At 60.3% G+C, this 23752-nt stretch carries 25 protein-coding genes and 2 pseudogenes; 10 read left to right on the top strand and 17 right to left on the bottom strand.

Annotated features, from left to right (window positions below):
• From GN330_RS06925 to GN330_RS06885, 9 genes and pseudogenes are all read right to left on the bottom strand, one after another.
• A pseudogene (locus GN330_RS06925) lies at nucleotides 1–378 on the bottom strand (transposase); the annotation flags it as partial.
• Between the two features lie 184 nt (nucleotides 379–562).
• Nucleotides 563–4180, bottom strand: coding sequence for a YobI family P-loop NTPase (locus tag GN330_RS06920; RefSeq protein ID WP_156711867.1), 3618 nt, complete (start codon nucleotides 4178–4180; stop codon nucleotides 563–565).
• A gap of 180 nt (nucleotides 4181–4360) precedes the next feature.
• Nucleotides 4361–5017, bottom strand: coding sequence for a DUF2726 domain-containing protein (locus tag GN330_RS06915; RefSeq protein ID WP_156711866.1), 657 nt, complete (start codon nucleotides 5015–5017; stop codon nucleotides 4361–4363).
• Between the two features lie 81 nt (nucleotides 5018–5098).
• Nucleotides 5099–6142 (bottom strand): relaxase/mobilization nuclease domain-containing protein, encoded by a 1044-nt coding sequence (locus tag GN330_RS06910; RefSeq protein WP_156711865.1) that lies wholly within the window; start codon nucleotides 6140–6142, stop codon nucleotides 5099–5101.
• Nucleotides 6143–6162: 20 nt separating this feature from the next.
• Complete coding sequence (locus GN330_RS06905) at nucleotides 6163–6354, bottom strand: hypothetical protein (protein ID WP_156711864.1); 192 nt, start codon at nucleotides 6352–6354, stop codon at nucleotides 6163–6165.
• On the bottom strand, nucleotides 6351–6755 hold the full coding sequence (gene mobC, locus GN330_RS06900) for a plasmid mobilization relaxosome protein MobC (RefSeq protein ID WP_156711863.1): 405 nt from the start codon (nucleotides 6753–6755) through the stop codon (nucleotides 6351–6353). The genes GN330_RS06905 and mobC overlap by 4 nt, the downstream gene beginning before the upstream one ends.
• Before the next feature lie 500 nt (nucleotides 6756–7255).
• Nucleotides 7256–7648 (bottom strand): hypothetical protein, encoded by a 393-nt coding sequence (locus GN330_RS23425; protein WP_197435080.1) that lies wholly within the window; start codon nucleotides 7646–7648, stop codon nucleotides 7256–7258.
• Between the two features lie 460 nt (nucleotides 7649–8108).
• Complete coding sequence (locus GN330_RS06890) at nucleotides 8109–8456, bottom strand: RidA family protein (RefSeq protein WP_156711861.1); 348 nt, start codon at nucleotides 8454–8456, stop codon at nucleotides 8109–8111.
• A gap of 103 nt (nucleotides 8457–8559) precedes the next feature.
• A complete protein-coding gene (locus GN330_RS06885; RefSeq protein WP_197435067.1) occupies nucleotides 8560–9399 on the bottom strand; it encodes an IclR family transcriptional regulator in 840 nt (279 codons plus the stop codon).
• A 241-nt stretch (nucleotides 9400–9640) separates the two neighbouring features.
• Here GN330_RS06885 and GN330_RS06880 point away from each other — a divergent pair, with 241 nt between their 5' ends.
• From GN330_RS06880 to GN330_RS06860, 5 genes are all read left to right on the top strand, one after another.
• Complete coding sequence (locus GN330_RS06880) at nucleotides 9641–11161, top strand: ABC transporter substrate-binding protein (RefSeq protein ID WP_210252316.1); 1521 nt, start codon at nucleotides 9641–9643, stop codon at nucleotides 11159–11161.
• Between the two features lie 106 nt (nucleotides 11162–11267).
• Nucleotides 11268–12182 (top strand): ABC transporter permease, encoded by a 915-nt coding sequence (locus tag GN330_RS06875; protein ID WP_156711858.1) that lies wholly within the window; start codon nucleotides 11268–11270, stop codon nucleotides 12180–12182.
• A complete protein-coding gene (locus GN330_RS06870) occupies nucleotides 12179–13066 on the top strand; it encodes an ABC transporter permease (RefSeq protein WP_156711857.1) in 888 nt (295 codons plus the stop codon). The genes GN330_RS06875 and GN330_RS06870 overlap by 4 nt, the downstream gene beginning before the upstream one ends.
• Nucleotides 13066–14052, top strand: coding sequence for an ABC transporter ATP-binding protein (locus tag GN330_RS06865; protein WP_156711856.1), 987 nt, complete (start codon nucleotides 13066–13068; stop codon nucleotides 14050–14052). Before GN330_RS06870 ends, GN330_RS06865 begins: the two co-directional genes overlap by 1 nt.
• A gap of 1 nt (nucleotide 14053) precedes the next feature.
• Nucleotides 14054–15064, top strand: coding sequence for an ABC transporter ATP-binding protein (locus GN330_RS06860; RefSeq protein ID WP_156711855.1), 1011 nt, complete (start codon nucleotides 14054–14056; stop codon nucleotides 15062–15064).
• Nucleotides 15065–15325: 261 nt separating this feature from the next.
• Here GN330_RS06860 and GN330_RS06855 read toward each other — a convergent pair whose 3' ends face one another.
• Nucleotides 15326–16273, bottom strand: coding sequence for an alpha/beta hydrolase (locus tag GN330_RS06855; RefSeq protein ID WP_156711854.1), 948 nt, complete (start codon nucleotides 16271–16273; stop codon nucleotides 15326–15328).
• Nucleotides 16274–16422: 149 nt separating this feature from the next.
• Here GN330_RS06855 and GN330_RS06850 point away from each other — a divergent pair, with 149 nt between their 5' ends.
• Nucleotides 16423–17712: an NAD(P)/FAD-dependent oxidoreductase gene (locus GN330_RS06850; protein ID WP_197435066.1), complete on the top strand. Its 1290-nt coding sequence runs from the start codon at nucleotides 16423–16425 to the stop codon at nucleotides 17710–17712.
• Nucleotides 17713–17731: 19 nt separating this feature from the next.
• On the opposite strand, the pseudogene GN330_RS06845 reads toward GN330_RS06850, so the two are convergent.
• From GN330_RS06845 to GN330_RS06815, 7 genes and pseudogenes are all read right to left on the bottom strand, one after another.
• Nucleotides 17732–17821 (bottom strand): annotated as a pseudogene (locus tag GN330_RS06845) (IS5/IS1182 family transposase); the annotation flags it as partial.
• A gap of 168 nt (nucleotides 17822–17989) precedes the next feature.
• Complete coding sequence (locus GN330_RS06840) at nucleotides 17990–18802, bottom strand: transglutaminase-like domain-containing protein (RefSeq protein ID WP_156711852.1); 813 nt, start codon at nucleotides 18800–18802, stop codon at nucleotides 17990–17992.
• A 10-nt stretch (nucleotides 18803–18812) separates the two neighbouring features.
• Complete coding sequence (locus GN330_RS06835; protein ID WP_156711851.1) at nucleotides 18813–19076, bottom strand: DUF1488 family protein; 264 nt, start codon at nucleotides 19074–19076, stop codon at nucleotides 18813–18815.
• Nucleotides 19073–19402 (bottom strand): hypothetical protein, encoded by a 330-nt coding sequence (locus tag GN330_RS06830; RefSeq protein WP_197435065.1) that lies wholly within the window; start codon nucleotides 19400–19402, stop codon nucleotides 19073–19075. Before GN330_RS06830 ends, GN330_RS06835 begins: the two co-directional genes overlap by 4 nt.
• Complete coding sequence (locus GN330_RS06825) at nucleotides 19399–19641, bottom strand: hypothetical protein (RefSeq protein ID WP_156711850.1); 243 nt, start codon at nucleotides 19639–19641, stop codon at nucleotides 19399–19401. Before GN330_RS06825 ends, GN330_RS06830 begins: the two co-directional genes overlap by 4 nt.
• A gap of 107 nt (nucleotides 19642–19748) precedes the next feature.
• Entirely contained in the window at nucleotides 19749–20117 is a 369-nt protein-coding gene (locus tag GN330_RS24195; RefSeq protein ID WP_156711849.1) for a hypothetical protein, read from the bottom strand.
• Nucleotides 20114–20377 (bottom strand): hypothetical protein, encoded by a 264-nt coding sequence (locus tag GN330_RS06815; protein ID WP_156711848.1) that lies wholly within the window; start codon nucleotides 20375–20377, stop codon nucleotides 20114–20116. Before GN330_RS06815 ends, GN330_RS24195 begins: the two co-directional genes overlap by 4 nt.
• Before the next feature lie 508 nt (nucleotides 20378–20885).
• Here GN330_RS06815 and GN330_RS06810 point away from each other — a divergent pair.
• The 4 genes from GN330_RS06810 to GN330_RS23415 all read left to right on the top strand — a co-directional run bounded on the left by GN330_RS06810 (nucleotide 20886) and on the right by GN330_RS23415 (nucleotide 23586).
• A complete protein-coding gene (locus GN330_RS06810; protein ID WP_156711847.1) occupies nucleotides 20886–21203 on the top strand; it encodes a co-chaperone GroES in 318 nt (105 codons plus the stop codon).
• Nucleotides 21204–21241: 38 nt separating this feature from the next.
• On the top strand, nucleotides 21242–22876 hold the full coding sequence (gene groL / locus GN330_RS06805; RefSeq protein WP_156711846.1) for a chaperonin GroEL: 1635 nt from the start codon (nucleotides 21242–21244) through the stop codon (nucleotides 22874–22876).
• Nucleotides 22877–22943: 67 nt separating this feature from the next.
• Nucleotides 22944–23336: a hypothetical protein gene (locus GN330_RS06800; protein ID WP_156711845.1), complete on the top strand. Its 393-nt coding sequence runs from the start codon at nucleotides 22944–22946 to the stop codon at nucleotides 23334–23336.
• 79 nt (nucleotides 23337–23415) lie between these two features.
• Entirely contained in the window at nucleotides 23416–23586 is a 171-nt protein-coding gene (locus GN330_RS23415; protein WP_210252318.1) for a hypothetical protein, read from the top strand.
• Nucleotides 23587–23752 lie beyond the last annotated feature (166 nt).

Here is a 23752-nt window from a genome sequence, read left to right as displayed (position 1 = left end):
ACCTGTAGCGCACGCTCGAGCGATCCACCGCAAGGACTTCACACGCCCGCCGCTGGCTCACACCGTGCTCCGTGCAGGCATGCGCCACAGCCTCCCGCTTCACGTCGGGCGTCACCATTTTTTTGCGGCGACATCCTTCAGGATCGCGTTGTCGAGCATCGCCTCGGCCAACAGCTTCTTCAGCTTGGCGTTCTCATCTTCCAGCGCCCGAAGCTTGCGAGCGTCGGAAACCTCCAACCCGCCATACTTGGCCTTCCACTTGTAAAAGGTGGCGCTGCTGATCCCGTGCTTGCGGCAAACATCGGCAGTCGGCATCCCTGCCTCCTGCTCCTTCAACACCGCGATGATCTGCTCTTCCGTGAACCGTGAACGCTTCATCCGTCCGTCTCCTGCAATCGACGGACTCTACCTTCATCTGGAGGAGTTTGCGGGGCTCACGTCAGTGCAAATCGAGGCGAAGCGGGCATTCATCGAGGCGACGCGCGACGTACTTGGCGGCCCCAATCCGAAGACGCCTCATGGACACTTGCTCTAACTAAAAGACTGCATCGCCGCCGTCTTGTTACCGCCTCTTGAGATTCACACGAATGTCGTCACCCATAAACCAACCACCTCCCTCGCTCCACGAAGAAATAACATCGCGAGAATCAAGCCATTGGACCAACGAACGATTTTCGTCTGAGTTCGGTAATCGTGGAGTGTGGTATCCTGTCGTGATCTCAAAAAACGGCTTCGGAAGCGCCGCGAGGACTTGGCGAACTTCGTCGACAGTCATGGTCGTGTGGGCCTTGTTAAAGAGAGAAATCTGCGTCTCTACGGGTTTTGAATTCAGGATCAGTGATCGCGCGGTCGTCGCGTCAAGGTCGGACAAACTAGCATCGGTGCGATCAAGAATCGGACCGATGAGTGCCGCTCGATCCGGGAGCTCCGCAAGCGCGCTCATATCCATAAGGTCAATGATCGCGCGCTTGTCGCCATCATTTATGTCGCTTCTAAGGAGCCTCTCGCGGAAATCGTCTTCAAGCGCAAACGTGTCAGGACTCGCGAGATAAGCTTCGGTGTTTTCTGCTACGAAAAGCACCGGCAGGTCCGCCTCGACATCTATCAAGTCGAGGTTTTCCTTTGAAAAAATGATCTTATGCTCTTCGATAAGTATAGCTAGCTTCGAGGAATCGAGTTCCTCGGGGAATTTCTTGAACGAGTCGGGCAATGCTCGGACATACTCCCGGTAGCCTTCGTCGCTCAGTGCATTCGCGTTAACAAGGAATTGGCGTAGCGGCAGTGCCTCCGAGTCGGTCGGTAGAGGGTGCTTCAGGATCGTCGCGCGCACATCTTCCCGATCAAGATGGGAGACTAAGATTCCTGCCACGAAGCCACCGCCTCCCATGAACGCTATGCAATTCCTCCATGTCGGCTCGATACGTCGCAGCTCAAACACCATAGCGTGGAATCTCTCCGGAATTCCATCCAGCGTTGGCAGGAGAGCCGTTTGTCGTGCGAGAAACGCGCGTAGTTTGTCTTCGTCAAGTTTCTCGCGGCAAAGGATATCGATTATAGCCGCGACATCCTCTTCGGAATTGTGGTCAAGCTCAAGAAGCACATCGCTAAGATAGAGATCGAAGTCGCGTTCAATCCTCGTCATCAATGCAGGATCTGCGATTGAACGTATTGTGGTGTAGTTGCGCGCGCGAAAAGCCGTGAGATTGGTCTCCCCCAAGACCTCTCGATAGACATGTTCCAGATTGGCTATCGAGAGCTCAAAAAGCCCCTTTTTTACCATGAAGCGCACGACGCCGGTGTACGTCTCGATGGCTGGAAGATCTCGAACCTCGAACCCAATGCGTTCGAGGCGTTCGGGAGCCAATTCAGGTGCAAGTCCCAGAATTTCGCGAAGATTCGCCGCGACGAATTCAGGCAATTCGTCGCCGTCACTCGCCATTTTTGGGAGCGCACTTTCAGGAAGGTTCATCAACAACTGTGTGACATGGGAGAGACAGCGCTTGCTAGCTATGGCCGTCGGAATGAACTGCTTCCATCCGTCGGCCAGGCCGGAAAGCAAATCGGAGACGTCGCGTCCCGTGCCGTAATAGGCCTCGAAGAAAGCTTCGCTGTCATCGAAATTGGACGAGATGAACTCGAAGAGCTTCCGAGTTTGGTCGCTATAGCGGATCTTCTCGCTCAGAAGGCTGTCAACCAGTTTGACGTTTAGGACATAACTTTGACCGAAGTCCTCATCGCGCATCGCCGCGATGACCTCTTTTGGGTTGTCGATTGGAAAGCCAGGATCGGGTGTAGCGAACTCCCGAATCTGAATCAGGAACTTGTTGTCATTGGGCGACAGTCGGCCAGAATGGAAGAGCGATGTGTAATTGTAATACGTGTCATCGAGATGACCTTCTAAGATCAGGAAACGGGCTAGTCCTCCTTTCTCGCCAAATCCGTCGAAAAGATCGGTTACATGTTCGGCGCTTGAACGCACGAGTTCGTTGAGTCTGGTTGTGCGAAGCGTTGCAATTCTAGCTCTAAGCTCACGAATGCGCAGCAAACTCTCGTTCTTGTTAACCTGCGCTTTGCTTTCGATTTCTGACTTGCGCTGCAAATAGATCTTCTGACGATCCACATCGTCCTGCAAGCTGGAGATATCGATCGACTGTCGGTGATTATTGACATTGCGGTAGGTAACAGACGGAGCTGCGATTACCTGTTCAAACGCGTCGTGTCCAACAAGCTCGGGAAGTGTGATCCAAGATTGCGAGTTAATGCTGACGGCGTAGACTTCGGCAGGAAGCTTCTCGACAAGGGCCATAGCATAAATCTGACGCAGCTCTCTCAAATCCAAGGGCGTCTGCCGCTCAGCAATTTCAATCCGCTGCTCGAGTTCCGCGATCTCAGATCTAGATGCGTTCTCGCCATGCGCGATGAGTTCATCTTGGCGGCTCAAAATGTTGGCCAGATTGCCTTCGCCGCGGTGTAGTTGCTCGAAATCCCGGGGATAGACGTTCTTGTATATCAAGATCGCCAGCAGCTTATTGGCGTCGAGCGTATTCTCGTCGTCGGTTTCCAAGTTCGCTACGTATATAGCGTATTCATTGAATATATTCTGGATTAACCTAAGGTCATTGAGATAACGTGAGACTTCTCGCAGGAATTGACGATTAAGACGCTCATCGAGCGCCAGCCGCTTCCCTTGCTCCAAAACCATATCGATCGAATTTGACGTGTTGATGATCGGAATGACTGGAATTATGAACTCGAAGAACTTGGTTCTGTCAGTGTTAGCGAATACGTCATCGCGCAAGGCATAAAGAAACCTGATGGTTCGTTTGACACCCGCGTTCTCATTCACCAAACTGTTGATTTCACGCAATGTTACGAAGATTTCAGTGTCTTCAAAGCGGTCTAAGTCCTCAATGATGACGAGGTCATAATCTGTCGACTGGAAGAAGTAGATGATTTCATCCAGGTGGCGGTTGAGAATCGAATCTTGATTATCTGATGCGGGTCTTATCTCAATGTCTTTCAATGAGAAGCTCTTAAGCGATAAGCCGAAGCTGGCCACATAAAAATGATGCAGCGTCGCCCAGAGGAATAGCGCCGCGAATGCGAAGCTTCCAAGATTAGACCAATTGCTGAGTGCGAACGGACTGAAATAAGTGCCGCTAATGATAACTTCCTGCTTTGCGAACACGTACCAAAGCGTAAGCAAACCGATCATGATGTAGAGCGATTTGAATACCGACAGAACACCGGGCGACTGAATTCGCTTAAAGCGCGACAATGGGAGATTGTTGGCGTCAGCGCCGTAAAGCATCTGTTCCAGTATGCTTCTTTCGATCTTTTGACGTTTTACATCGCCGTCAACTGCGCCCGCTTCGTGCGCGAACGCCGCGAGAGATATGTGAAGTGGGGACCCGTTATATTTTTTCAGATAGGATTGAATGATGCTGCTTTTTCCCGACCCATAGGGACCTGTCAGCGCAATATTGGATACTTTCGGATCGGTTGTGGAGAAGTCTAGAGCTTCGGTATATACACCGTCCTTATCAGCTTGGTCGGTTGGCGCGAGATTTACAAACTTGGACTGCGTAGCCGCCGAGCTACCCATACTTTCCAAAAAGTCCGCCAAACCAACGAGCCGTGCCGCCAACCAGTTTGTTAGTGCTGTATTACGTTTGTTCATGGGAAATCGAACTAGCACAAATTCAATAGATAATAATCACAGATAACCCGGAACTCACCGATATCGACCGGCGAGAACGTCTGCTTTTAGGTATTGATCGCTAGAACTCGGCTGTCCGCAATGGGGGCGCAAAGCTGCCGCACGAGGCGACCGATTGTGTGGCGTCGTCACGGACGCGATCTAAGCCGAAAGGCGAGCGCCCGCCGCGCTAGCGTGGGTGAGAGTCTTCGGCTTGTCCACGAGGCGTTCAACGAGACGCCTCAGCTCTGAGGGCGTGGTTTGGCCAGCAACGACTTCGTGATAGCCGATGCCGGCGCGGCGCAGAGCTTCTTTCTTGACTGCATCACGTGCAGCAGCCGTTCCCCGATGGTGTCCGGTCCCCTGATACTCGACAGCGTGGCGTGGCCGGCAATGTTCGTCGACCAGCAAAAGATCGACGCGCTTGGAGTTAATGCAGCTGAACGCCTTCGAATTTCGGCACCGGAGAATTTCGCCCAGCGAGACCTGCGCCATCACTTGCCATGATGGATTGCAGCTCAGCACCACCTGGTCGAGTTCCTTGAATACACGCGCTTCGCTCTTGTTGAGGATCGGTTGAACCGAAAAGTCGGCTTCAATCACGATCCGTAGTTGATCCGCGGCGTCGAGCGGTCCGGCGCCGCGGCCATCGGTGCTGAATTTCGTGCCGTCCCATCGAGACCCGTTTTGCTCCCGCCATTTGCGGCGAGCAGCGTTCGCGCGCACGCGCTCGGCGGCCACACCAAGAAAGGCGCCGCCTAGGAAGATGACGAGCGGGAAAACGGAATCGTCGACCAATGCGATGATTTCGAAGGGCATAATCGGCCAAAATAGCCGGAAAGTGCATAGAAGGCCCTAATCACGATCAAGCAATTGTATCTACTGGTTCGCGCTGCCTCGTCACGGCTCAATGTTTCTGCGGCGCTCGGGATCAATCGAGCGAACGCGCCGGCTGCTAGGCTTGCCTGGCTCGTCGTGCCGCAGACGCGTCACCTCCTTTGTGTGGCGCATCCGTTCTTGCTTGATTTCTTGCTGAAGCCTTCGCCGTTCGCGAAGCTGGCGGTCTATGAGCGCCTGCTTTTCATTGTCGTCACGGACTTTCGCAGCCGCGACTTCCGCCTCGTTATGCGCGCGCAATTGCGCGTGCTGACCGGTGATACGATCCCATAATCCGCGCAGGCCGCTCCGGAACCGCTCGCTGCGGGCTTTGGCCTCGCGGTTCCAGCGTTCATCATGCACGGTTTGTAGTTTTCTGCGTTCAAACCTGTGCCGCCCGACCATGACGAGACGCTCGGCTTCCAACTTTTGGGCTGCTCGGGCAAAATCCTCGGATATCTCCCGCTCGAATGCGGTAAGCTTCTGGCCCACCAGGGCTTTGATCTGTTCCTCGGCCTCGGTAACGGATGGCAAGGTCATCACATCGTTTCCCATCCGATTGACAACATCCTTGGATCGGATGCCAACCCAGCGGGCTACGGCATAGACCTGGCCGTTCAGATCGAGGGCGACCACGCCGCGGCGGTCGCCGCGTGCGAGATAGTAGCCGCGCTGTTCCATGGCACTGCGAAAGGCCTTGCCGGAATCAGAGGCTGCCCAGCATTGCTGGAATGCCTCCTTGATGATGCGCGGATCAGTGCCGGCCCGTTTGGCCTGGAACCACTCCTTGCGATCGAAACCGAGCGGACTGCGCAAGGCCGGATCGATCATCCCATCTGGCATTTGCCAGTCGTGGTCGCGGTAGAGCTGCCTTGAGACATCCATCAGCTTGAGCTTGAAGTGGGGGAGATCAATCGCCGTCATGGTTTCGGCATCGATCCGCGACCATACGCAATGAGCATGGCGTCGGCCTTCCTTTTCATGGAACAGGACCACGCGCGGCTGGTCGACAAGGCCAAGTTTCTTTTCGATTGACGCAATCGCATCCTCAAAGATCGAGATCGGCACATCTTCCGTCTCGGGCGGGTTCAGGGCCAGCGAGAACAGGAATTCCGGCAGCGTGTGCCTTTGCTGACCGCTTCGGCTTCCTTGAGCGCATCAGTGACACGGTCGGCGACAAAGCCCCTGATCTCATGAACCTCGACATGCTCGTTCTCGGCCTTGAGCAGATGCCGGCCGAGATCCCAGGCGCCGCCCCGTTTGCTGCCCTTGAGGATCATGGCTGGTCTCCGCCGGAAAGCCCGAGCGCCTTCATCAGCTCCGAGCGCATCACGCTCACCGAGCGGCAGGCTTCACCCAAATCAGCCTCGGTTTCCTCATCGACCGGCAGCACGCCGATGTTAACCGCCTTGGCGAGCTGGTTCAGATTATTGGCGATCCGTGATTGGCCGAGGGCAGCAAGAACCCGGCCCAACGCTTCGTGATCCTTGACCGGGTTGCGCCAGCGCACCCGTTCGGACGCCCCGCCATCGCCCAGCACACGGTCCCGGATATAGGCGCCCAGCGGCAGACAGCCCGCGCGGTGCAGCAGAAGGGCTTTTTCGGCGTCAGTAAGGCGGATGGAGAACGGTCTGGTTTCGGGCTTCTTCCTCCCGGAGTTACCCGTCAAATCCTGTAGCATGGCGGCCACCCCGTCACGGCTGCGGGGGCCGCGGACGAGCCAGGGATGTGTGCTTTAAAACTTGCTCCCAGTCCTCCAATTCCGTGAAAATCTGGTTCGACGTCTCTCCTGAGAGGTGCGCCATTTTAGTTCCAAAGTGGGCACGCCGCCAGCCGCCGTTTGTGCGCTGGCAGCGGCGAGCGTTTTCAGAACGCGTTGTTTAGTGAGCCCATGATGCGCACTTCGGCCTTGTCGATGACCTCTATGCGCTGCGCGACGGCGCGGAGATGGTCGCGGCTGTAGCTGCCGTCGTGACGTGCCTCCCGATTTTCGGAGCGTTCTGGGGTGGAAATTCCAATTAGGATCCCGTTGGCGGGAGAAGGAGAGTTCCATAAAGAGGTCGAAGTTTTCGGAGGCGCAAATCGCTTTCATCCTTTGGTCGGTCGGTCGGCCATCCTAAGACAATCCGGGTCGACCAAGGATCGGAGTTCATCTCCCGGGGACCTCGACCTGTGGGCCTATCAGTGTGGCGTCGAACTCGATGCGGCAGCACTTGCCAGTGCGAGCCCGGCGTCATCGAGGTCTATGAGGCCCTGATCGCCAGGCTCTCGCGCCGCGGCGCGACGCTGCGCAAGGTGGCGATTGCGGGCTGGGAGCCGGGCAAGGCCCGCCGTGCCGGGCTTCTGATGAGCGAGGCCGAATGCGGCAGCCTGATCGGCGCCGAACTCGACCGCTATCCGGAGCGCTTTTCGCAGGGGTTTCGTGACATGATCGCTTACGGTCGTGGCGCCGCAGCCGAGCGGCTCGCACGCGCGCACTGGCTGTTCATCGAACTGAAGGCGGCCACCTTTGCCGCACTCGCCGGCGTTGATGCGATCGTGCTGCCGACGGCGCCGCAGCGTGCTTTCGCACATGGTGCACCGGCGCCCGCGAACCAGGCCGACTTCACCGCGCTGGCGAACATTGCGGGCCTGCCCGCAGTGGCCTTTCCGCTTCGCGCCCCGACGTCGGGGCCCCCGCCTCGGCCCAACTCCTGCGCCGCCCCTTCAGCGAGGGTAGACTGCTTTCGATCGCCGAACAGGCAGCCGAATAGAGCGTTTGCTGGCGAAGGGAAGCCGATTCGCCGTTCGCAATACGTTCAAACAATAAGGTGGAGGTGGCTACGCTTCCGTCAAATCATGAACGGTTCAAGGGGATCCGCCGCTGGCGTCAGGAATGCCGGTCCGTTGACAGCCGGCCGTTGGATCGAAGGCTGGGAGCCTTTGGGGCAGGCCCTGGTCCCTGTCCCGGAGCGCGAGGTTCTGCTCGTTGGGCCGCCGCCCTCCTCGCCGGACCGCGAAAACCGCGCGGCCAGGCAAGGGCGCTGGCGGCGCGCTATGCCAGGGCTTCGGCCATCATCTCCACCAGATTGCCGTTGCCCGCCAGGCGCGATTCCACCGTTGCCCGGCTGGGCGGCGCGCCCGCGGGAACCCAGGCGTCCCAGGCGCGGTTCATCTCGGCGAAATCGGCGATCTCGGCCAGCCAGATATTGACCTTGAGCAGCCGCGTCTTGTCGCTGCCGGCCATGGCCAGATACGCGTCGATCTGAGCAAGGACGTCGGTGGTTTGGGCGGCAACGTCTGCGGATTTGTCGCGTGCGGTCAGGCCCGAAACATAGACGTGGCCATCCGCCTTCAAAACCTTGCTGAGCCTGTCGGTGGCGGCGAAGCGTTCGATGTGCATGTGTTGATCTCCTGCAGCGTGCATTTGCATCGCAGCAGTAGGGCCGGACCGTCGGACGGTCAAGATGCGATAAAGATTCCCAACAAAAATCGAATAGCGATTTCTATCGTGCCAGATTGGCCGTGATCCGCCGGGCCGTCTCCGTCACCAGCGGCACCATCTTGCCGCGCAGGTCGTGCAGCGACCAGCGGCTGACGGGCAGCGAGATATTGAAGGACGCGACGTATTTCTGCTCGCTGTCGAAAATCGGCGCCGCCAGCGAGTATTCGCCCTCGTTGAGCAGCTGGTCGGCAATCACGTAGCCGTCCGACCGGATTTCCGTCAGCCACCGTATCAGCGCCTCGACATCGGTGACCGTCTGCTTGGTGTAGGCGACACGGTCCGACGCTTCCAGAAGCCGGCGCGCGGCATCCGGCGGTTCGTGGGCGAGCGCGACGAGGCCGGGTCCCGTCGCGAATGCCGGCACCCGCCAGCCGACCCCGATATAGATCGTCACGGCGTGCCGTCCGGGGATCCTTGCGATACAGACCATTTCCGTCCCGTCGCGCTCGGTGATGTTGACAGTTTCGCCGGTTTCCTCATGGCAGCGCTTCATTTCGGGCAGTCCGGCCTCGAGAAGGTCCTGGCCGAACGAGTAGCTGCTGATCAAACTCAGTAGTTTGGGCGACAGCCGATAGCGCTTCGCGCTTTCGTCGCGACCGAGATAGCCGAGCTTGAACAGGGTGTGCACTGCCCGCTGCGCCGCGCTTTTGCCGATATTGGCCCGGGCATCGATCTCCGTCAGGCTGAGCCGGGCCTTCCCGCCCTCGAAACATTCCAAAACCTTGAGGCCCTTCGCCAGCGACGCCACGAAAAGCGTATCGTCGCTGTCGCGACCGTCGGATTGTTTCTCTCCGGTCTCCTCGGCAAGCGTGTGTGGCCGGGTCGTATCGGGTCTGCTCATGGTGGATTCGTCCTTGCTAGACGCGGAAGCGCGGCGCGCCCGTCGCGCCGGCATGCGCCGTGCTTACGGGAAGAGGCTATTTAATGTCACAAAGTAGCGCAATTCGATAGCGGGACGCCATTTCGCAGGGGGCTGATTTCTCCTTGACTGAATTAAATTGATATACGATATTGAAAATCGTTATTCAATTAGCAGTTTTTGATAGTCCGGTATTCGGGTGTTGTCAGGGAGGAGCCAGATGATGCGAATGGGATTGGTGAGGAGTGCTGTTTTGGGTGTATCGGTGGCGCTGCTCGCCACCACCGCCCAGCCCGCGCTGAGCGGGCCAGGCGACGATACGCTCAACGTCGTTTGGGAGCGTGAGCAGACCACGCTCGACGTTTATTATTTCACCGACCATACCGGCCTGACATTGATCAAAAATGTCTGGGACGGCTTGGTGGAGCGCGATCCGCAGACGGGGGAGTATATCGGCAATCTCGCCACGTCCTGGGAGTGGGAAAACGACACCAGTCTCGTGATGGATCTGCGCCGGGGCGTGACGTTTCACAACGGCGAGCCATTCGATGCCGACGACGTCGTCTACACGCTGAACTACGTCACCGATCCGGCCAACAAGGTTCTGCTCCTGCAGATGGTCAACTGGATCAAGGGCGCCGAAAAAATCGACCAGTACAAGGTACGCATCTTTCTCAAGCAGCCTTTCCCGCCGGTTCTGGAATATTTGTCGCTCGGCGTCCCGATCTATCCGAACGAATATTATGCCGAGGTCGGCACCGAGGGCATGGGCAAGGAGCCTGTGGGGACGGGACCCTACAAGGTCGTCGCCTTCGAGCCGGGCCGCGAATATGTGCTGGAACGTTTCGACGACTATTTTGAGGGCGGTGCCAAGCCCAGGGCGCAGATCAAGACGGTCAAGGTCTCCACGGTCAAGGATACGAACTTGCAGATCGGCAAGCTGATGACCGGGCAGGTGGACTTTCTGTGGCGCCTGCAGGCCGACCAGGCCGACCAACTGCGGCAGTCGACAGAATTCCAGATCGTGTCGGTCCCGACCATCCGCACGGCCTTCATGCTGTTTACGGTCGACGGCGCCGACGGGCCGTTCTCGGATGTGCGGGTGCGTCGGGCTTTCGGCCACGCCATCAATCGCGAGGCGATCGCCAAGAATCTGCTACGCGGCGAATCCACCGTGGTCGACACGCTCTGTTCGCCGATCCAAGTCGCCTGTCCGGACGCCGGCACTGTCTACGACTACGATCCCGAAAAGGCGCGCCGGCTGCTGGCCGAAGCCGGGTACGAGGACGGTTTCGACATGGAACTCGCCACCCCGTCCTTCCGCTACATTTCCGAAGCGATCGTCGGCGATCTCAAGCAGGTCGGCATCAACGCCAGTCTGAAATCGCTGGTCTGGGCGACCTTCCGCGATCAATGGGTGAGCGGCGAATTGCCGGCATTCGTGTTTAACACCGGTTTCTGGGGCATTGGCGATGCCGCGATCGCCTTTGGCACCTATCATGGCGGCATGCCTCAGGACATGGCCAACGATCCCGAGGTCAACGCGCTGCTGGAGCAAGCCTCCGTCATGTATGACCTCGAGCAGCGCACGGCGGTTTATGGCAAGGCTCAGAACATCGTTCTGGACAATGCCTACTGGCTGCCGCTGGCCGGCTTCTCCGTCAATTTCGCCTTGTCGCCGCAGCTGAGCTTCCAGCCGACTTCGGACGAGGTGAACCGTTTCTATCTCGCCTCTTGGAAATAGGTGGTTGCGGTCCGCCCGCCTCTGGCAGGGCGGACATCGCGGCCGAAAGGCGACATGATCGATACGTTGCGGCGGGTCCGCGACGTATCGGACAATAGGAAAACTCATGGCACGATACGCTATGCAACGGTTCATCCTGGCGCTCGCCGTGGCCGTTGCGGTATCCATCATCTCCTTCGCGATCCTGAGGGTCTCCACGGATCTCGCGCAGGCATTGGCGGGTGAGGCCGCCAACCAGGAAGAGGTCGAGCAGATCCGCATCGCCTATGGCCTCGACCGTCCGCTTTATGTCCAGTATTTCGCCTGGCTCGGCGATATCGCGCGCGGTGATTTCGGCGAATCCTACTATTTTCGCGAACCGGTCGCTGGGCTCATTCTGGATCGCCTGCCGCTGACGTTCACGCTGGCTGGCATGTCTCTGCTTCTGGCCCTGATCATCGCCTTGCCGCTCGGGGTTCTGGCGGCGCTGCACCACAATAGCTGGATCGACCGCCTGTGCCTGGGCATCGCCGTCGTCGGCCAGGCAATGCCGAGTTTTTGGTTCGCACTGATGTTGATCTTCGTGTTCGCTGTCACCTTGCAGGTCGTGCCGCTGTCGGGCGGCGACACCTGGCAGGGTCTCATCCTGCCCGCGGTCGTGCTGGCCTACTATGCGACACCGGCGATCATGCGCCTGACCCGCGCCGGCATGATCGAGGTCCTGGCCTCTGACTATATCCGGACCGCGCGGGCCAAGGGGCTGTCGAGCGCGTCGATCCTGGTCAAGCACGCGCTGCGCAACGCGGTTATGCCGGTTGTCGCGCTCGCGGCCGTCAAGTTCGGCTTCCTGCTCGGGGGCTCGACGATCGTGGAAACCGTCTTTGCGCTCGACGGGATCGGCTACCTCAGTTGGGAATCGATCCAGCGCGCGGATTTTCCCGTGGTTCAGTCGATCGTGCTTCTGTTTTCGCTGATTTTCGTGTTTTTGACCTTCGCGTCGGACATTCTCAATGCCTGGGTCGATCCAAGGGTGCGGGTATGAGCGTGGCGCAGACACATTCCGGCGAACGGGCTTCGGCGCGTCGATTGCGGTTGCGCCGCTGGGGCCAGCATGGCGGCCTTTTGATCGGCGGCGCTCTTCTCGCCTGCGCCATCGTCATGGCGCTGTGCGCGCCTTTGCTGGCGCCGGCCGACCCCTATCTTCAGGAACTGGGTGCCCGCCTTAAGCCGCCGGTGTGGGCCGAGGGCGGCAGCTGGGCCAATCCGCTGGGAACCGACCAGTTGGGTCGCGACTATCTGAGCCGGCTCATCTATGGCAGTCGCATTTCGTTGTTGATCGGCCTCGGCACGGTCGCCATCGGCGGCGCCATCGGCATCACGCTGGGCCTTCTGGCGGGTTTTTTCGGCGGCCGTGTCGACATGGTGATTTCGTTTATCGTCACCGCGCGGCTCGCCATGCCGGTGATGCTCGTCGCGCTTGCCGTGGTCGGTCTGGTCGGCAGCTCGCTCACGGTCGTCATCCTCGTGCTTGGTCTGCTTTTGTGGGATCAATTCGCCATCGTCACCCGAACCGCGGTGCGGCAGATCCGCGATCTCGACTACATCGCCGCCGCGCGCGCGGTGGGAAGTTCCACCCCCTCCATCATCCTGCGCGAGGCGTTGCCCAACGTCACCGGCCCCATTCTTGTCGTTGTCACGCTTGAGATGGCGCACGCGATCTTGCTGGAGGCGGCGCTGTCGTTTCTGGGCTTGGGCGTACAGCCGCCATTGCCGTCCTGGGGGCTGATGATCGCCGAGGGGCGCGACTACATCTTCTTCACGCCCTGGGTGATCGCGATCCCCGGTGCGGCGCTGTTCCTGCTCGTGCTGGGCATCAACCTGTTTGGCGACGGCGTTCGCGACGTCACCGCGCCGGGAGGACGGTGATGGCGGCCCTGCTCGATATCCGCAATCTCCATGTGCGCATACCGGTCGGTTTCGGTCACGTGCATGCGGTGCGCGGGGTGAACCTGTCCGTCGAAGCCGGTCAGACATTATGCGTGGTCGGCGAATCCGGGAGCGGCAAATCGATGTCGGCCCTGTCGGTGATGAATCTGCTGCCGCCGAGGGCGATGCGCGACGCCGACCGGATCCTGTTCGATGGCGTCGATATCGCGCAACTCGGTCCACGCCAAATGGCGGAATTGCGCGGCAACCGGATCGGCATGGTGTTCCAGGAGCCGATGACGAGCCTCAATCCGGCCTATACGGTGGGCAACCAGCTGATGGAGGTTCATCGCCGCCACCGCGGTTCCTCCCGATCCGCCGCCTGGGCCCGCGCGGCCGAACTCCTCGAACTGGTCGGCATCTCCAACCCCGAAATGCGTCTGCGACAATATCCGCACCAGCTTTCCGGCGGCCTGCGCCAGCGCGTGATGATCGCGATGGCTTTGATGTGCGAACCGGGCCTGCTGATCGCCGACGAGCCGACCAGCGCGCTCGACGTGACCATTCAGGTGCAGATCCTGCGGCTCTTGCGTGATCTGCAGCGCAGGCTGGGCATCGCCGTCGTTCTGATCACGCACGATCTCGGCGTGGTGGCCAGGGTCGCTGACACTGTGGCGATCATGTATGCCGGCCAGGTCGTGGAGACCGGCAGCGCGCGCGCCGTGTTCGCATCGCCGCGCCATCCCTATACGAACGGCCTGCTGCGCAGCATGCCCAAGCCCGGCAATGGGCGCGGCGAGCCTCTCCAGGCCATTCCAGGCACCGTTCCGAGCCTGCTGGAAACCATTCCCGGATGCGCGTTTGCCGAGCGTTGCGCGCGCGCGGACGAAGCGTGCCGCGTCGGTCCGATCGCAACCACGATCGAGGAGCGGCACAGTTTCAGCTGCAACCATCCAGCCGACATTCGCGCACGGGAGGAAGTGTGACATGGGCTTAGAGCCGCCGGTTCTTGCGGTCGAGAACGTCTTTAAGCGTTATCAGGTCTCGCGCGGCCTGTTGCGTCCAAAGCGCAGCCTGCAGGCGGTTCGCGGCGTTTCGCTGTCGGTCGACAAGCAGCGCACCTTGGGTATCGTCGGCGAATCCGGCTGCGGCAAGTCGACCCTGGCGCGGATGTTGTTGAACCTGGAGAGGCCGGACGAGGGAGACATCCTGCTTGACGGCAGATCTGCCGGCACGGTCGGGCGTCTGGATTTCAGCGCCCGCGTGCAGCCGGTCTTTCAGGATCCCTATTCCACCTTGAACCCGCGCCGGACGATCCTGGAAACGGTGATGCATCCGCTTCGGGTGCATGCGCGCGGCGAGCGAAATGCACGCGAGACGCGGGCCGCGCGCCTGCTCGATCTGGTTGGCCTGCCCAGGCGCGCCCACCATGCCCACCCCAATCAATTGTCGGGGGGGCAGCGCCAGCGGGTCGCGATCGCACGGGCGCTTGTGCTGGAGCCTCAGGTCCTGATCTGTGATGAACCGACCTCGGCGCTCGACGTGTCCATCCAGGCGCAAATCCTCAATCTGATCCAGGAATTGCAGAAGGAGTTCGGGATCAGCATCGTCTTCATCAGTCACAACCTGGCTGTCGTCGAGCATCTGTGCGACGAGGTGGCGGTGATGTATCTGGGGCGGGTGGTTGAAAACGGGCCGACGGCCGATGTGATGGCTTCGCCGCGCCACCCTTATACCAAGGCTTTGCTGGATTCCGTCCTGACGCCCGATGTCGGGCTTGGCCTGCCCGATCTGCAGCTTGGGTTGGAGTTCCCTGATCCGACAAATGTTCCGCCCGGCTGCGCCTTCCATCCGCGCTGCCCCCATCGCGAGCCTGTCTGTTCGACCGAGGTCCCGCCCGCGTGCGCGCAGGCGGGGCACGGCAGCGAGTGTCACTTCGCCGATAGGCTCGCGGGCGCGTTCGCGGGTCCCGCCGCGGTCTGCGCCGGTCGTGGGTAGGGGGCTTGGCTGAGGCCGCGCTTCACCGGCCCCTTCCGATACGTCGGTGAAGCGGAGGTCGCCCTTGACGTTGTCCTCTTTGGCCGGGTGCGGCCGGCCTGCCCGCCGGGGGTGCGCGATGCTCGCGCCTTCGCCACATCCCGTCCACATCGCGCATTGTGCGCGTGTGGCGTGTTGATCCGCATCCCGCTTGATGCGGGTGCTTTTTCGCGGCAAGGCCGGACCGGTGTCGGACAGGCCTCGCCGTGGCGTTTTTGTCGGTCAGCCGGCAACCTTCATGCCTTTGCGGATCGCGGCGTAGAGAATGTCGGCTTCCGTACGCGCCTCCGCCGAGATCGTCACCGCACGCAGAAAACTGTGTTCCAGCCGCTTGGCGATGCGGACTTCCACTGCGCCGCCGGCCGCCTTGATCCGTTCGCCCCACAAGATGCCTTCGTCGTAAAGTGGGTCGAGTTCGGCGACGTGGACGAAGGCCGGCGGCAGGTCGGCGTAATTCTTCGCCTTCAGCGGCACCGCGTAGGGGTCTTCCGTGTCCAGATCGTTGGACAGATAGGCCCTGAGATAGAATTCCAGGTCGTTCTTGTTGAATTGCGGGTCGTGATTGATCCGCACATAGCTGTCGGTTTCCAGGTCGGTGTTCATCGGGCCGGGGTAAAGCAGGATTTGCATCGCCAGCGCCGGGCCGTTGCGGTCACGGGCCATCAGCGACAGCGCCGCCGTCAGGCCGCCGCCGGCACTGTCGCCGGCAAGGGCGAGGCGATCGATGTCGATGCCGTAGCGTTCGGCGTTCCTGACCGCCCAGTTCAGCACGAACCAGCCGTCCTCGACGGCTGCGGGGTACGGGTTCTCCGGGGCGCGGCGATAGTGGATCGCGATCACCTGGACACCGGCTTCGGCGGCGATGTTGGCCACCACGGTGTCATGGGTATAGAGGCTGCCGGACATATAGCCCCCGCCGTGGAAGTAGAGGATGGTCGGTTGCCGGCCGTCCTGTTTTGGGCGGTAGATCCTGATCGGGATTTCGCGTCCCGGCGCTGCGACGAACCAGTTTGTGACCTCGATGGTCTCGGGATGGGGCTGTTTGAAGACATCGGCATAGGCCTCGAACTGCACGCGCCGGATATTGGGGTCGGTCGGCCTCGGTCCGCCGCCGACGGCGCGCACCGCCGCCACCCGCTTCTTGTACTCGCTCATGGCGTTGTCAGTCATGGATGCCTGTCTCCGTGGCTAGGGTTGGATGGATAAGTTTATCGTATAACGATAACTAAAGCTATACAAAGGCGCTTTCCAATTATAATTCCATTGAAAATACCATAATGCAATATATGATAGCGTAATTCGATAAAATGAGAAATCCCATGTCCATCTACGTTGACGACGTTAAGTTCACCCCCTTTTGGTGGGAAGCCGCGCCCCTTGCCGACGAGCCGCGTCGGGCGCTGCCGAAAAAGGCGGATATCGTTGTGGTCGGCTCGGGTTATGCCGGCCTGTGTGCCGCGCTTCGCCTGGCCGAAAGCGGTGTCGACGTCCTGGTGCTCGAGGCTGAAGAGCCCGGCCGTGGCGCGAGTACGCGCAATGGCGGCGCAATCGGGGCGACGCTGCGCTACTCGCTCGCCGTTCTGATCGGCAAGGTCGGTCTGTCGAGGGCGCTGGCTCTTTATCGCGGGGCCGTGGCCTCGCGGGAATTCGTCTTCGACCTGACGCGCAGGCAGGGCATCGACTGCGGGATCGTACGGTGCGGTCGCTTTTATGGCGCCCACAAGCCGGGCGATCTTGCCGGTCTCCAGGCCGATCTGGAGCAGCGGGCGCAACATCTCGGTTCCGAGGCGATCATGGTCGCGCGCAAAGACCAGCGTGCCTATATCGGTTCCGACGCGTATTTCGGCGGTCGCTTCCATCCCGAGGACGGACACTTGCATCCGGGCCTGTATCACCGTGGTCTGCTGGCGAAGGTGCGTTCCGCCGGCGCTGCGGTGATCGGCAAGACCCGGGTCTGCGGCGTGCGCCCGCGACCGGGGGGCTATTTGGTCGAGACCGTCCACGGCACGGTCGCCGCGCGCCAGGTGATCGTCGCCACCAACGCCTATACCGACCGCGCCTTCGGATGGTTTCGCAGGCGGTTGATACCGATCCAGAGTCAGATCATCGCCACCCAGGAGCTTCCCGCCGAACTCCTCGACGAGGTAATCCCGAACGACTATCAGATCGGCGACACGTGCAAGCTGCACAATTATTACCGGCGCTCGCCCGATCGCCGCAGGCTGCTGTTCGGCGGCCGGTCCGGCGCCTCGCAGGTCAACGATTTCGCCAAAAGCGGCCACTCCCTGCACCGCCGCATGACCGGCATCTTCCCGCAACTGGCCGAAACCAAGGTCACTCACAGCTGGGGCGGGTTCATCGCCTTCAGCTTCGACCATATGCCGCATATCGCCGACAAGGACGGGATTCACTATATCGGCGGCTGTTGCGGCAGCGGCGTGGCGATGATGTCGTATCTGGGCGATATCGCCGCCCGCAAGGCGCTCGGCCACGCCTACGACCCCACTTTTGAGGTTCCCTTCAAGAGGCAGCCCTTCTACACCGGCGATCCCTGGTTCATGCCGGCCATCATCGCCACCCTGGAACTGCGCGACCGTCTGCGCATGTGAGGCCGGTCGAGGCTCAGGGGTCATCCGCGCGCGGCACCCCGCGCACCTTCGTCGGCAACAGCGGCTGGATCACCGGCCACTCGAAATCCGTCAGATCAAAACGCGCCATGTTCACCTCCTGCTCATCGCAGGGAAGGAACCACATGAGGCTTCGATCGGGAATCTCGTTTGTGGGTATGTGGCCTGGCGAAATCGATAGGGGGGCGCTAAAGCGCGCATTGATCGCCTGGACTCGGTCGGGATCTTACCGAGTTTGGGAACATGCACATCGACAGCATCAGCTTGTTGATGCGATCTCGTACGTCCATACCCTAAACCCCTTCAGGACATGCGGGCCGAACGAGTTGATGAGGGGTATGTCGGCTGCATCGCGGCCGCGTGCGACAACGATCCTGCCGATCCGCGGCGCATTGTTGCGGGGATCGAACGTATGCCAGGCGCCATCGAGGAAGACCTCTATCCATGCGCTGAAATCCATTGGGTCGACAACCGGTACCCCGATGTCGCCAAGATGGCCGTTGACGTAGCGTGCGGGGATGTTGAGGCAGCGGCACAACGTTACGGCGAGGTGCGCAAAATCGCGACAGACACCGACGCGTTCGTGGAAGGTCTCGAAAGCCGTCCGTGTCGACCGGGCCTGCATGTAGTCGAAGTGGATATGGTTGTGGACGAAATCGCAGATCGCCTGCACCCGGCCCCAACCAGGTGTGAGCGCACCGAAGGTGTCCCATGCCATCTGGCTCAGACGGTCGGTCTCGCAGTAGCGGCTGCCCATGAGGTAGACGAGGCAGTGGTCGGGCAATTCCGATACCGGCATTTCCCGTGCGCCCGGCACCATCCTGTCAAGCGCGCCGTCATCCTCGATCGTGGCGTCGCCCCACATCGTCAGGTCGCCTACCGGCGCAACGAGCCGCCGGCACCGGTTGCCGAATAGGTCACGGTAGGTCGACACCGCAGCGCCGGGAGTGGTGAATGTCGTTTCGGGAACCCTGATGTCAGCGGCGCGATCCTCGTGGACCGAAAGCAGGCATACCAGCGCCGTCGGCTGCTGGCAGGTCAAAATGATCTCATAGCCGTAGCGGATCAGCATCGCGAGCCGCCTAGCGGAAATCCGCAACGGTCAGAGTGTAGGACGGCTGACGCCCGCGCGAATAGGCTTTGCGTGCGATATCGTGGATGGAACTGCGCGCTGCGTCGAAAGCGCTGAGGAAATCCGCTTCGGATCGTGAGGTCGTGACAGCTCGATGCAGGGCGGCAGTCTCGACAAGGAACGGCACCTCGAACATGCCGTCATGGCCGATGAACCGAACGGCGTGGCGCGCTTCATCGAAGCTGCGGCTTCTGTTGGGAAACTCCAGCGTCATAGCTCGCAATCCTCGATTGGAGAGCGTTCGATCGGTGTGCGTGGCCGGACGCCGCCCTCAGCCATGAGACGTCCCTGGTTGCGACGGTTCAGGGACAGCATGCTTTCGGTTGCGTCGACCCGACTGAGGTTGGTCATGTTCTGACCCCCTGCCCTCACAGGAACACCACTGAACACATGGTAGACGGTCCAGGAACGATCGGGTTCAATGCGACGGCCATATTGGTCGTCCAGAGCGTGGCGACCGGCAGCGCCACCTTCATTGTCCCAGACGCTAATTGCCAGAAGATTGCGCAGACGTTCGGTATTATCATCCTGTGGGTTCATGATCGCGAAGGTCCTTCGTTCGTCGCCTCGGCATCAAGAGCGCCGGTATAGAGCACCGCGCCGGTCACGCCGGTGATCGTCATTGCATCCGGTCGTTGCGGCATGGCGAGGGTCTGCGAAAGCTGCCGCGCGAGTTCCATTGCGTCATCGAGATCCGCGGCCTCCATGGTCTCGCGACCGACGACGGCATGCGCGTCGTCAGTGCCCCGCGTGCGGTAGAATTCGATTACGATCCGCATCACTATCCTTCTTCGTTCCGCAGAAGCGTCATTGTTGTCAGCTCTTGCCTTTGCCGCGTGGGGCGTTGGCCTCCGCGGCGAGCTTGATCTGGTTGCCGAAGGTGCTTTCAGGCTTGGGCGGAGCCTTTTCCTGCTTCGGCTTTCTGATCTCGCGATTGCTTCGTTTCTGTCCCTTGGCCATGGTCAAACGTCCTTTCGATGAGAGTTGCGTCATCACCGGACCGCGTCATGCCTGCCGGCTGGAGACTGTCCTGTGTCGTCACCCGCTCATGACGTTCGTCGTCATTGCGGATGCGGTATTGGGGTGAATCGCCCGCAGGCGGCAGCGTGGCTGTCACGTGGTAGATGTCCGCGGGCAAGGCCGAAGTTCCAAAACCGCCCTTCAGGCGGACGCTCTGCCCGATGGCAAAGAGATGCGTCGGGGCCTCGCGCCGGGTCGGTCGGGCGGTGCGTCGGATAGGGCTCGTAGAGGTCATGGCTGTTGTTGGTCCTTTTCAAGTACTGCTTCGAGATCGGCGGGGTCGATCGGCACCATCTGATGCGTCTGACCATTCATGCAGATGGCGGGCAGGTGGACAAAGGCGCCGACACGTCGCCAGGCAAGACGGGACAAGATTTCGATCAGTTCCTCGTCCTGGTCGACGCGATAGTCGCCTGCAGGCTGCGGGGCGTCGAAGCCGGGCAACTGGAAGGGCGAGGAGAACCGGACGACGGTCTGCGTGGTACGGGTGGTCATGGTCAGATGTCTCCGCAGGAGCACGCGGATGCGCCGCCTGCATTATTCCCACCCGAACCGGAACACTCTCGATGCTGCCAGTACATCCGTGGTCAGCGCCGAGTTCATTCCAGGGTTCGAACGGGCGGCATGGGCGCCGGATTGGCACCATGCACATGCTCTCGAGAATCTGGGCGGTGATTGGCGGGTCGAAGTCTCTGACACCGCGTAGCCAAATCGGCCAAATCAACGTGCCTTATAGATACGCTTCAATCTTGCTCCAAACAAGGGGCCTTCCCAGTTTTATTTACATTCCGGTCATGAACGCCTTGAATTTTGGTATTCTAGAAAAGTTTTCGTTGAAAAAATAGGCCCAATCCACCAGAAAAACACATGGTCCGGCCAAAAATTACTGAACTCTATATTATTGGGTTCCCAAGAATAAATTCTGGCACTCCTATCATTCGAGTGCCAAAGGCGCTATATTGGTGAAGTGGTCGCCCTAAGCGCCGACCTCAGAAAGAATCCGATGAAATTGCGGCCACTCCACGATCGTGTCGTCATTCGACGCGCGGAAGGCGATTTGACGTCCAAGGGCGGCATAATCATTCCCGACACGGCGAAGGAAAAACCCCAGCAGGGCGAAGTGATAGCCGTCGGTCCCGGCTTGCGTGATCAAAACGGAAAGCTGATCCCGCTCGACGTAAAAGCAGGCGACACGATCCTGTTCGGCAAATGGTCCGGCACCGAGGTCAGGATCGATGGCGAAGACCTTCTGATCATGAAGGAGGCCGACCTGCTGGGCATCGTCGAGAAAACCGAGACAGCCACCCGAAAAGTGGCCTGACTAATCCCCGATCTCAACACCGAACTGGGTGAACATTCATGTCTGCCAAGGAAATCAAATTCTCCACCGACGCGCGTGACCGCATGCTGCGCGGCGTCGAATTGCTCAACAATGCCGTCAAGGTGACGCTCGGCCCGAAAGGGCGCAACGTCATCATCGACAAGGCCTATGGCGCGCCGCGCATCACCAAGGACGGTGTAACCGTCGCCAAGGAGATCGAGCTTTCCGACAAGTTCGAGAACATGGGCGCGCAGATGGTGCGCGAGGTGGCCTCGAAGACCAACGACCTTGCAGGCGACGGTACCACCACGGCGACCGTGCTCGCCGCTTCCATCCTGCGCGAAGGCGCCAAGCTCGTCGCAGCCGGCATGAACCCGATGGATCTGAAGCGCGGCATCGACCTGGGCGTTTCCGCTGTCGTCAAGGAAATTCAGGCGCGGGCTAGCAAGGTCAAGTCGTCCGGCGAGATCGCACAGGTCGGCACGATTGCAGCCAATGGCGACGCATCCGTCGGTGAGATGATTGCCAAGGCAATGGGCAAGGTCGGCAATCAGGGCGTGATCACCGTCGAGGAAGCCAAGACCGCCGAAACGGAACTCGACGTCGTCGAAGGCATGCAGTTCGATCGCGGCTATCTCTCGCCCTACTTCGTCACCAATCCCGAGAAGATGCGCGCGGAGCTCGACGACCCCTACATCCTCATCCACGAAAAGAAGCTCGGCAATCTTCAGGCCATGCTGCCGATCCTCGAAGCGGTTGTGCAGAGCGGCAAGCCGCTGCTGATCATCTCCGAGGACGTCGAGGGCGAGGCGCTCGCCACGCTGGTCGTCAACAAATTGCGCGGTGGCCTGAAGGTCGCCGCTGTAAAGGCTCCGGGTTTCGGCGAACGCCGCAAGGCCATGCTGGAGGACATCGCCGTGCTGACCGCCGGCCAGATGATCTCGGAGGATCTCGGCATCAAGCTCGAGAACGTTACGCTCGACATGCTCGGCCGGGCCAAACGCGTGGTGATCGAGAAGGACACGACCACGGTGATCGATGGCGCCGGCGACAAGGCCGGCATCGCCGCCTGCATTGCCCAGATCAAGGCGCAGATCGAAGAAACGACCTCGGACTATGACAAAGAGAAGCTCCAGGAGCGGCTCTCCAAACTCGCCGGCGGCGTCGCGGTGATCCGCGTTGGCGGGGCGACCGAAACCGAGGTCAAGGAAAAGAAGGATCGCATCGATGATGCACTCAACGCCACCCGCGCGGCGGTCGAAGAAGGCATCGTTCCCGGTGGAGGCGTGGCGCTGCTGCGCGCCAGGGCTGTCCTGGCCACGCTGACCGGCGGCAATGCCGATGTGACCGCCGGCATCTCAATCGTGTTGAGAGCACTAGAAGCCCCGATCCGGCAGATCGCCGAGAATGCCGGCGTCGAGGGTTCGATCGTCGTTGGAAAACTCACCGATAGCAAGGATCGCAGCCTAGGCTTTGACGCCCAGACTGAAACCTATGTCGACATGATCAAGGCCGGCATCGTCGATCCTGCCAAGGTCGTACGAACCGCCTTGCAGGATGCCGGCTCGATCGCGGCTCTGCTGATCACCGCCGAGGCGATGATCGCCGACATCCCGCCAAAGGATACGACCCCAGCCGGTAACGGCGGGGGCATGGGCGGGATGGGATACTGAGCGATGCCGAAGCCCATTCGGTCATCGTGGCCGGAAGGTCGATCCTCAAGAGCAATCAGGAAGGAATATGGCCATGCAAAACAATAGCAAGAAATCGGTCACTCAACGCTGGGACGAGTACCAGCCGACAAAATCGACGATCCTCTGGGCATGTGCCGGGGCGGCTGTCGCCACCATGATTGTCGGATTTACGTGGGGCGGCTGGGTCACCGGCGGCACATCGCGCGATCTTGTCTCGACGGCGGAAAACGCGGCGCGCGGCGAACTGGCAGGCGACATCTGCGTCGAGCGCTTCAATGCCGCGCCCAACTCGGCTGCACGCCTGGTCGAACTGAAGGCGATAACCAGCGCATCCGCCAAGCGGCAGTTCGTCGAGGCCGGCGGCTGGGCAACGATGCCCGGACAGACCAATCCCGACAGGCGCGGCGCCGAAGCTTGCGCCGGCGCTCTCGCTGCTTGACGGTCGCCAGAACTAAAACGGCCACCGCCGGGGCATCCGTCCCGGCGCACATATCCGACCAACTGAACAAGGAGTGCGATTGATGATCACCTTCATAAAGAAAGCCGAGTCTCAACCTGCGCCTGACGAAAGCGAACAGAACCGTTTCGAACAGATCCGCAAGGCTGCAAATGAGAGGCATCGGAAATCCGACGCCGACGGCACCCGGCGCCGCGCCCGCCAGACGGCCGAGGACAACCGGCTGATCTGAGGTGTCCGAATTTTCGGGATGAGCTCCCTAGCGGCATAACCTTCGACCTCACTCGCACGGCTCCCGATAGACAGAATACTTCCGGTGAGTTCGGCGCGGCAAAGGATCGCTCCATGCACCTTAAAGCTGGCGCCCGACAGTGCCGTTCGTCATCGGAGGTGATGTC

Source organism: Nitratireductor arenosus (assembly GCF_009742725.1).
Taxonomy (GTDB): domain Bacteria; phylum Pseudomonadota; class Alphaproteobacteria; order Rhizobiales; family Rhizobiaceae; genus Mangrovimarina; species Mangrovimarina arenosa.
Note: the sequence above shows the minus strand (reverse complement) of the source record. Positions and strands in the feature narration are given on the sequence as shown.

Coding starts and splice junctions, on each gene's coding strand:
- GN330_RS06915 (WP_156711866.1), bottom strand. CDS start 5,017: ATGCCCTTCGAAATCATCGCATTGGTCGACGATTCCGTTTTCCCGCTC.
- GN330_RS06885 (WP_197435067.1), bottom strand. CDS start 9,399: ATGAGCAGACCCGATACGACCCGGCCACACACGCTTGCCGAGGAGACC.
- GN330_RS23425 (WP_197435080.1), bottom strand. CDS start 7,648: ATGTGCGAAAGCACGCTGCGGCGCCGTCGGCAGCACGATCGCATCAAC.
- GN330_RS06830 (WP_197435065.1), bottom strand. CDS start 19,402: ATGAACCCACAGGATGATAATACCGAACGTCTGCGCAATCTTCTGGCA.
- GN330_RS06870 (WP_156711857.1), top strand. CDS start 12,179: ATGAGCGTGGCGCAGACACATTCCGGCGAACGGGCTTCGGCGCGTCGA.
- GN330_RS06815 (WP_156711848.1), bottom strand. CDS start 20,377: ATGACCACCCGTACCACGCAGACCGTCGTCCGGTTCTCCTCGCCCTTC.
- GN330_RS06810 (WP_156711847.1), top strand. CDS start 20,886: ATGAAATTGCGGCCACTCCACGATCGTGTCGTCATTCGACGCGCGGAA.
- GN330_RS06835 (WP_156711851.1), bottom strand. CDS start 19,076: ATGACGCTGGAGTTTCCCAACAGAAGCCGCAGCTTCGATGAAGCGCGC.
- GN330_RS06880 (WP_210252316.1), top strand. CDS start 9,641: ATGCGAATGGGATTGGTGAGGAGTGCTGTTTTGGGTGTATCGGTGGCG.
- GN330_RS06890 (WP_156711861.1), bottom strand. CDS start 8,456: ATGCACATCGAACGCTTCGCCGCCACCGACAGGCTCAGCAAGGTTTTG.
- GN330_RS06860 (WP_156711855.1), top strand. CDS start 14,054: ATGGGCTTAGAGCCGCCGGTTCTTGCGGTCGAGAACGTCTTTAAGCGT.
- GN330_RS06875 (WP_156711858.1), top strand. CDS start 11,268: ATGGCACGATACGCTATGCAACGGTTCATCCTGGCGCTCGCCGTGGCC.
- GN330_RS06865 (WP_156711856.1), top strand. CDS start 13,066: ATGGCGGCCCTGCTCGATATCCGCAATCTCCATGTGCGCATACCGGTC.
- GN330_RS06850 (WP_197435066.1), top strand. CDS start 16,423: ATGTCCATCTACGTTGACGACGTTAAGTTCACCCCCTTTTGGTGGGAA.
- GN330_RS06855 (WP_156711854.1), bottom strand. CDS start 16,273: ATGACTGACAACGCCATGAGCGAGTACAAGAAGCGGGTGGCGGCGGTG.
- GN330_RS24195 (WP_156711849.1), bottom strand. CDS start 20,117: ATGACCTCTACGAGCCCTATCCGACGCACCGCCCGACCGACCCGGCGC.
- groL (WP_156711846.1), top strand. CDS start 21,242: ATGTCTGCCAAGGAAATCAAATTCTCCACCGACGCGCGTGACCGCATG.
- GN330_RS06800 (WP_156711845.1), top strand. CDS start 22,944: ATGGCCATGCAAAACAATAGCAAGAAATCGGTCACTCAACGCTGGGAC.
- GN330_RS06920 (WP_156711867.1), bottom strand. CDS start 4,180: ATGAACAAACGTAATACAGCACTAACAAACTGGTTGGCGGCACGGCTC.
- GN330_RS06840 (WP_156711852.1), bottom strand. CDS start 18,802: ATGCTGATCCGCTACGGCTATGAGATCATTTTGACCTGCCAGCAGCCG.
- GN330_RS06905 (WP_156711864.1), bottom strand. CDS start 6,354: ATGATCCTCAAGGGCAGCAAACGGGGCGGCGCCTGGGATCTCGGCCGG.
- mobC (WP_156711863.1), bottom strand. CDS start 6,755: ATGCTACAGGATTTGACGGGTAACTCCGGGAGGAAGAAGCCCGAAACC.
- GN330_RS06825 (WP_156711850.1), bottom strand. CDS start 19,641: ATGCGGATCGTAATCGAATTCTACCGCACGCGGGGCACTGACGACGCG.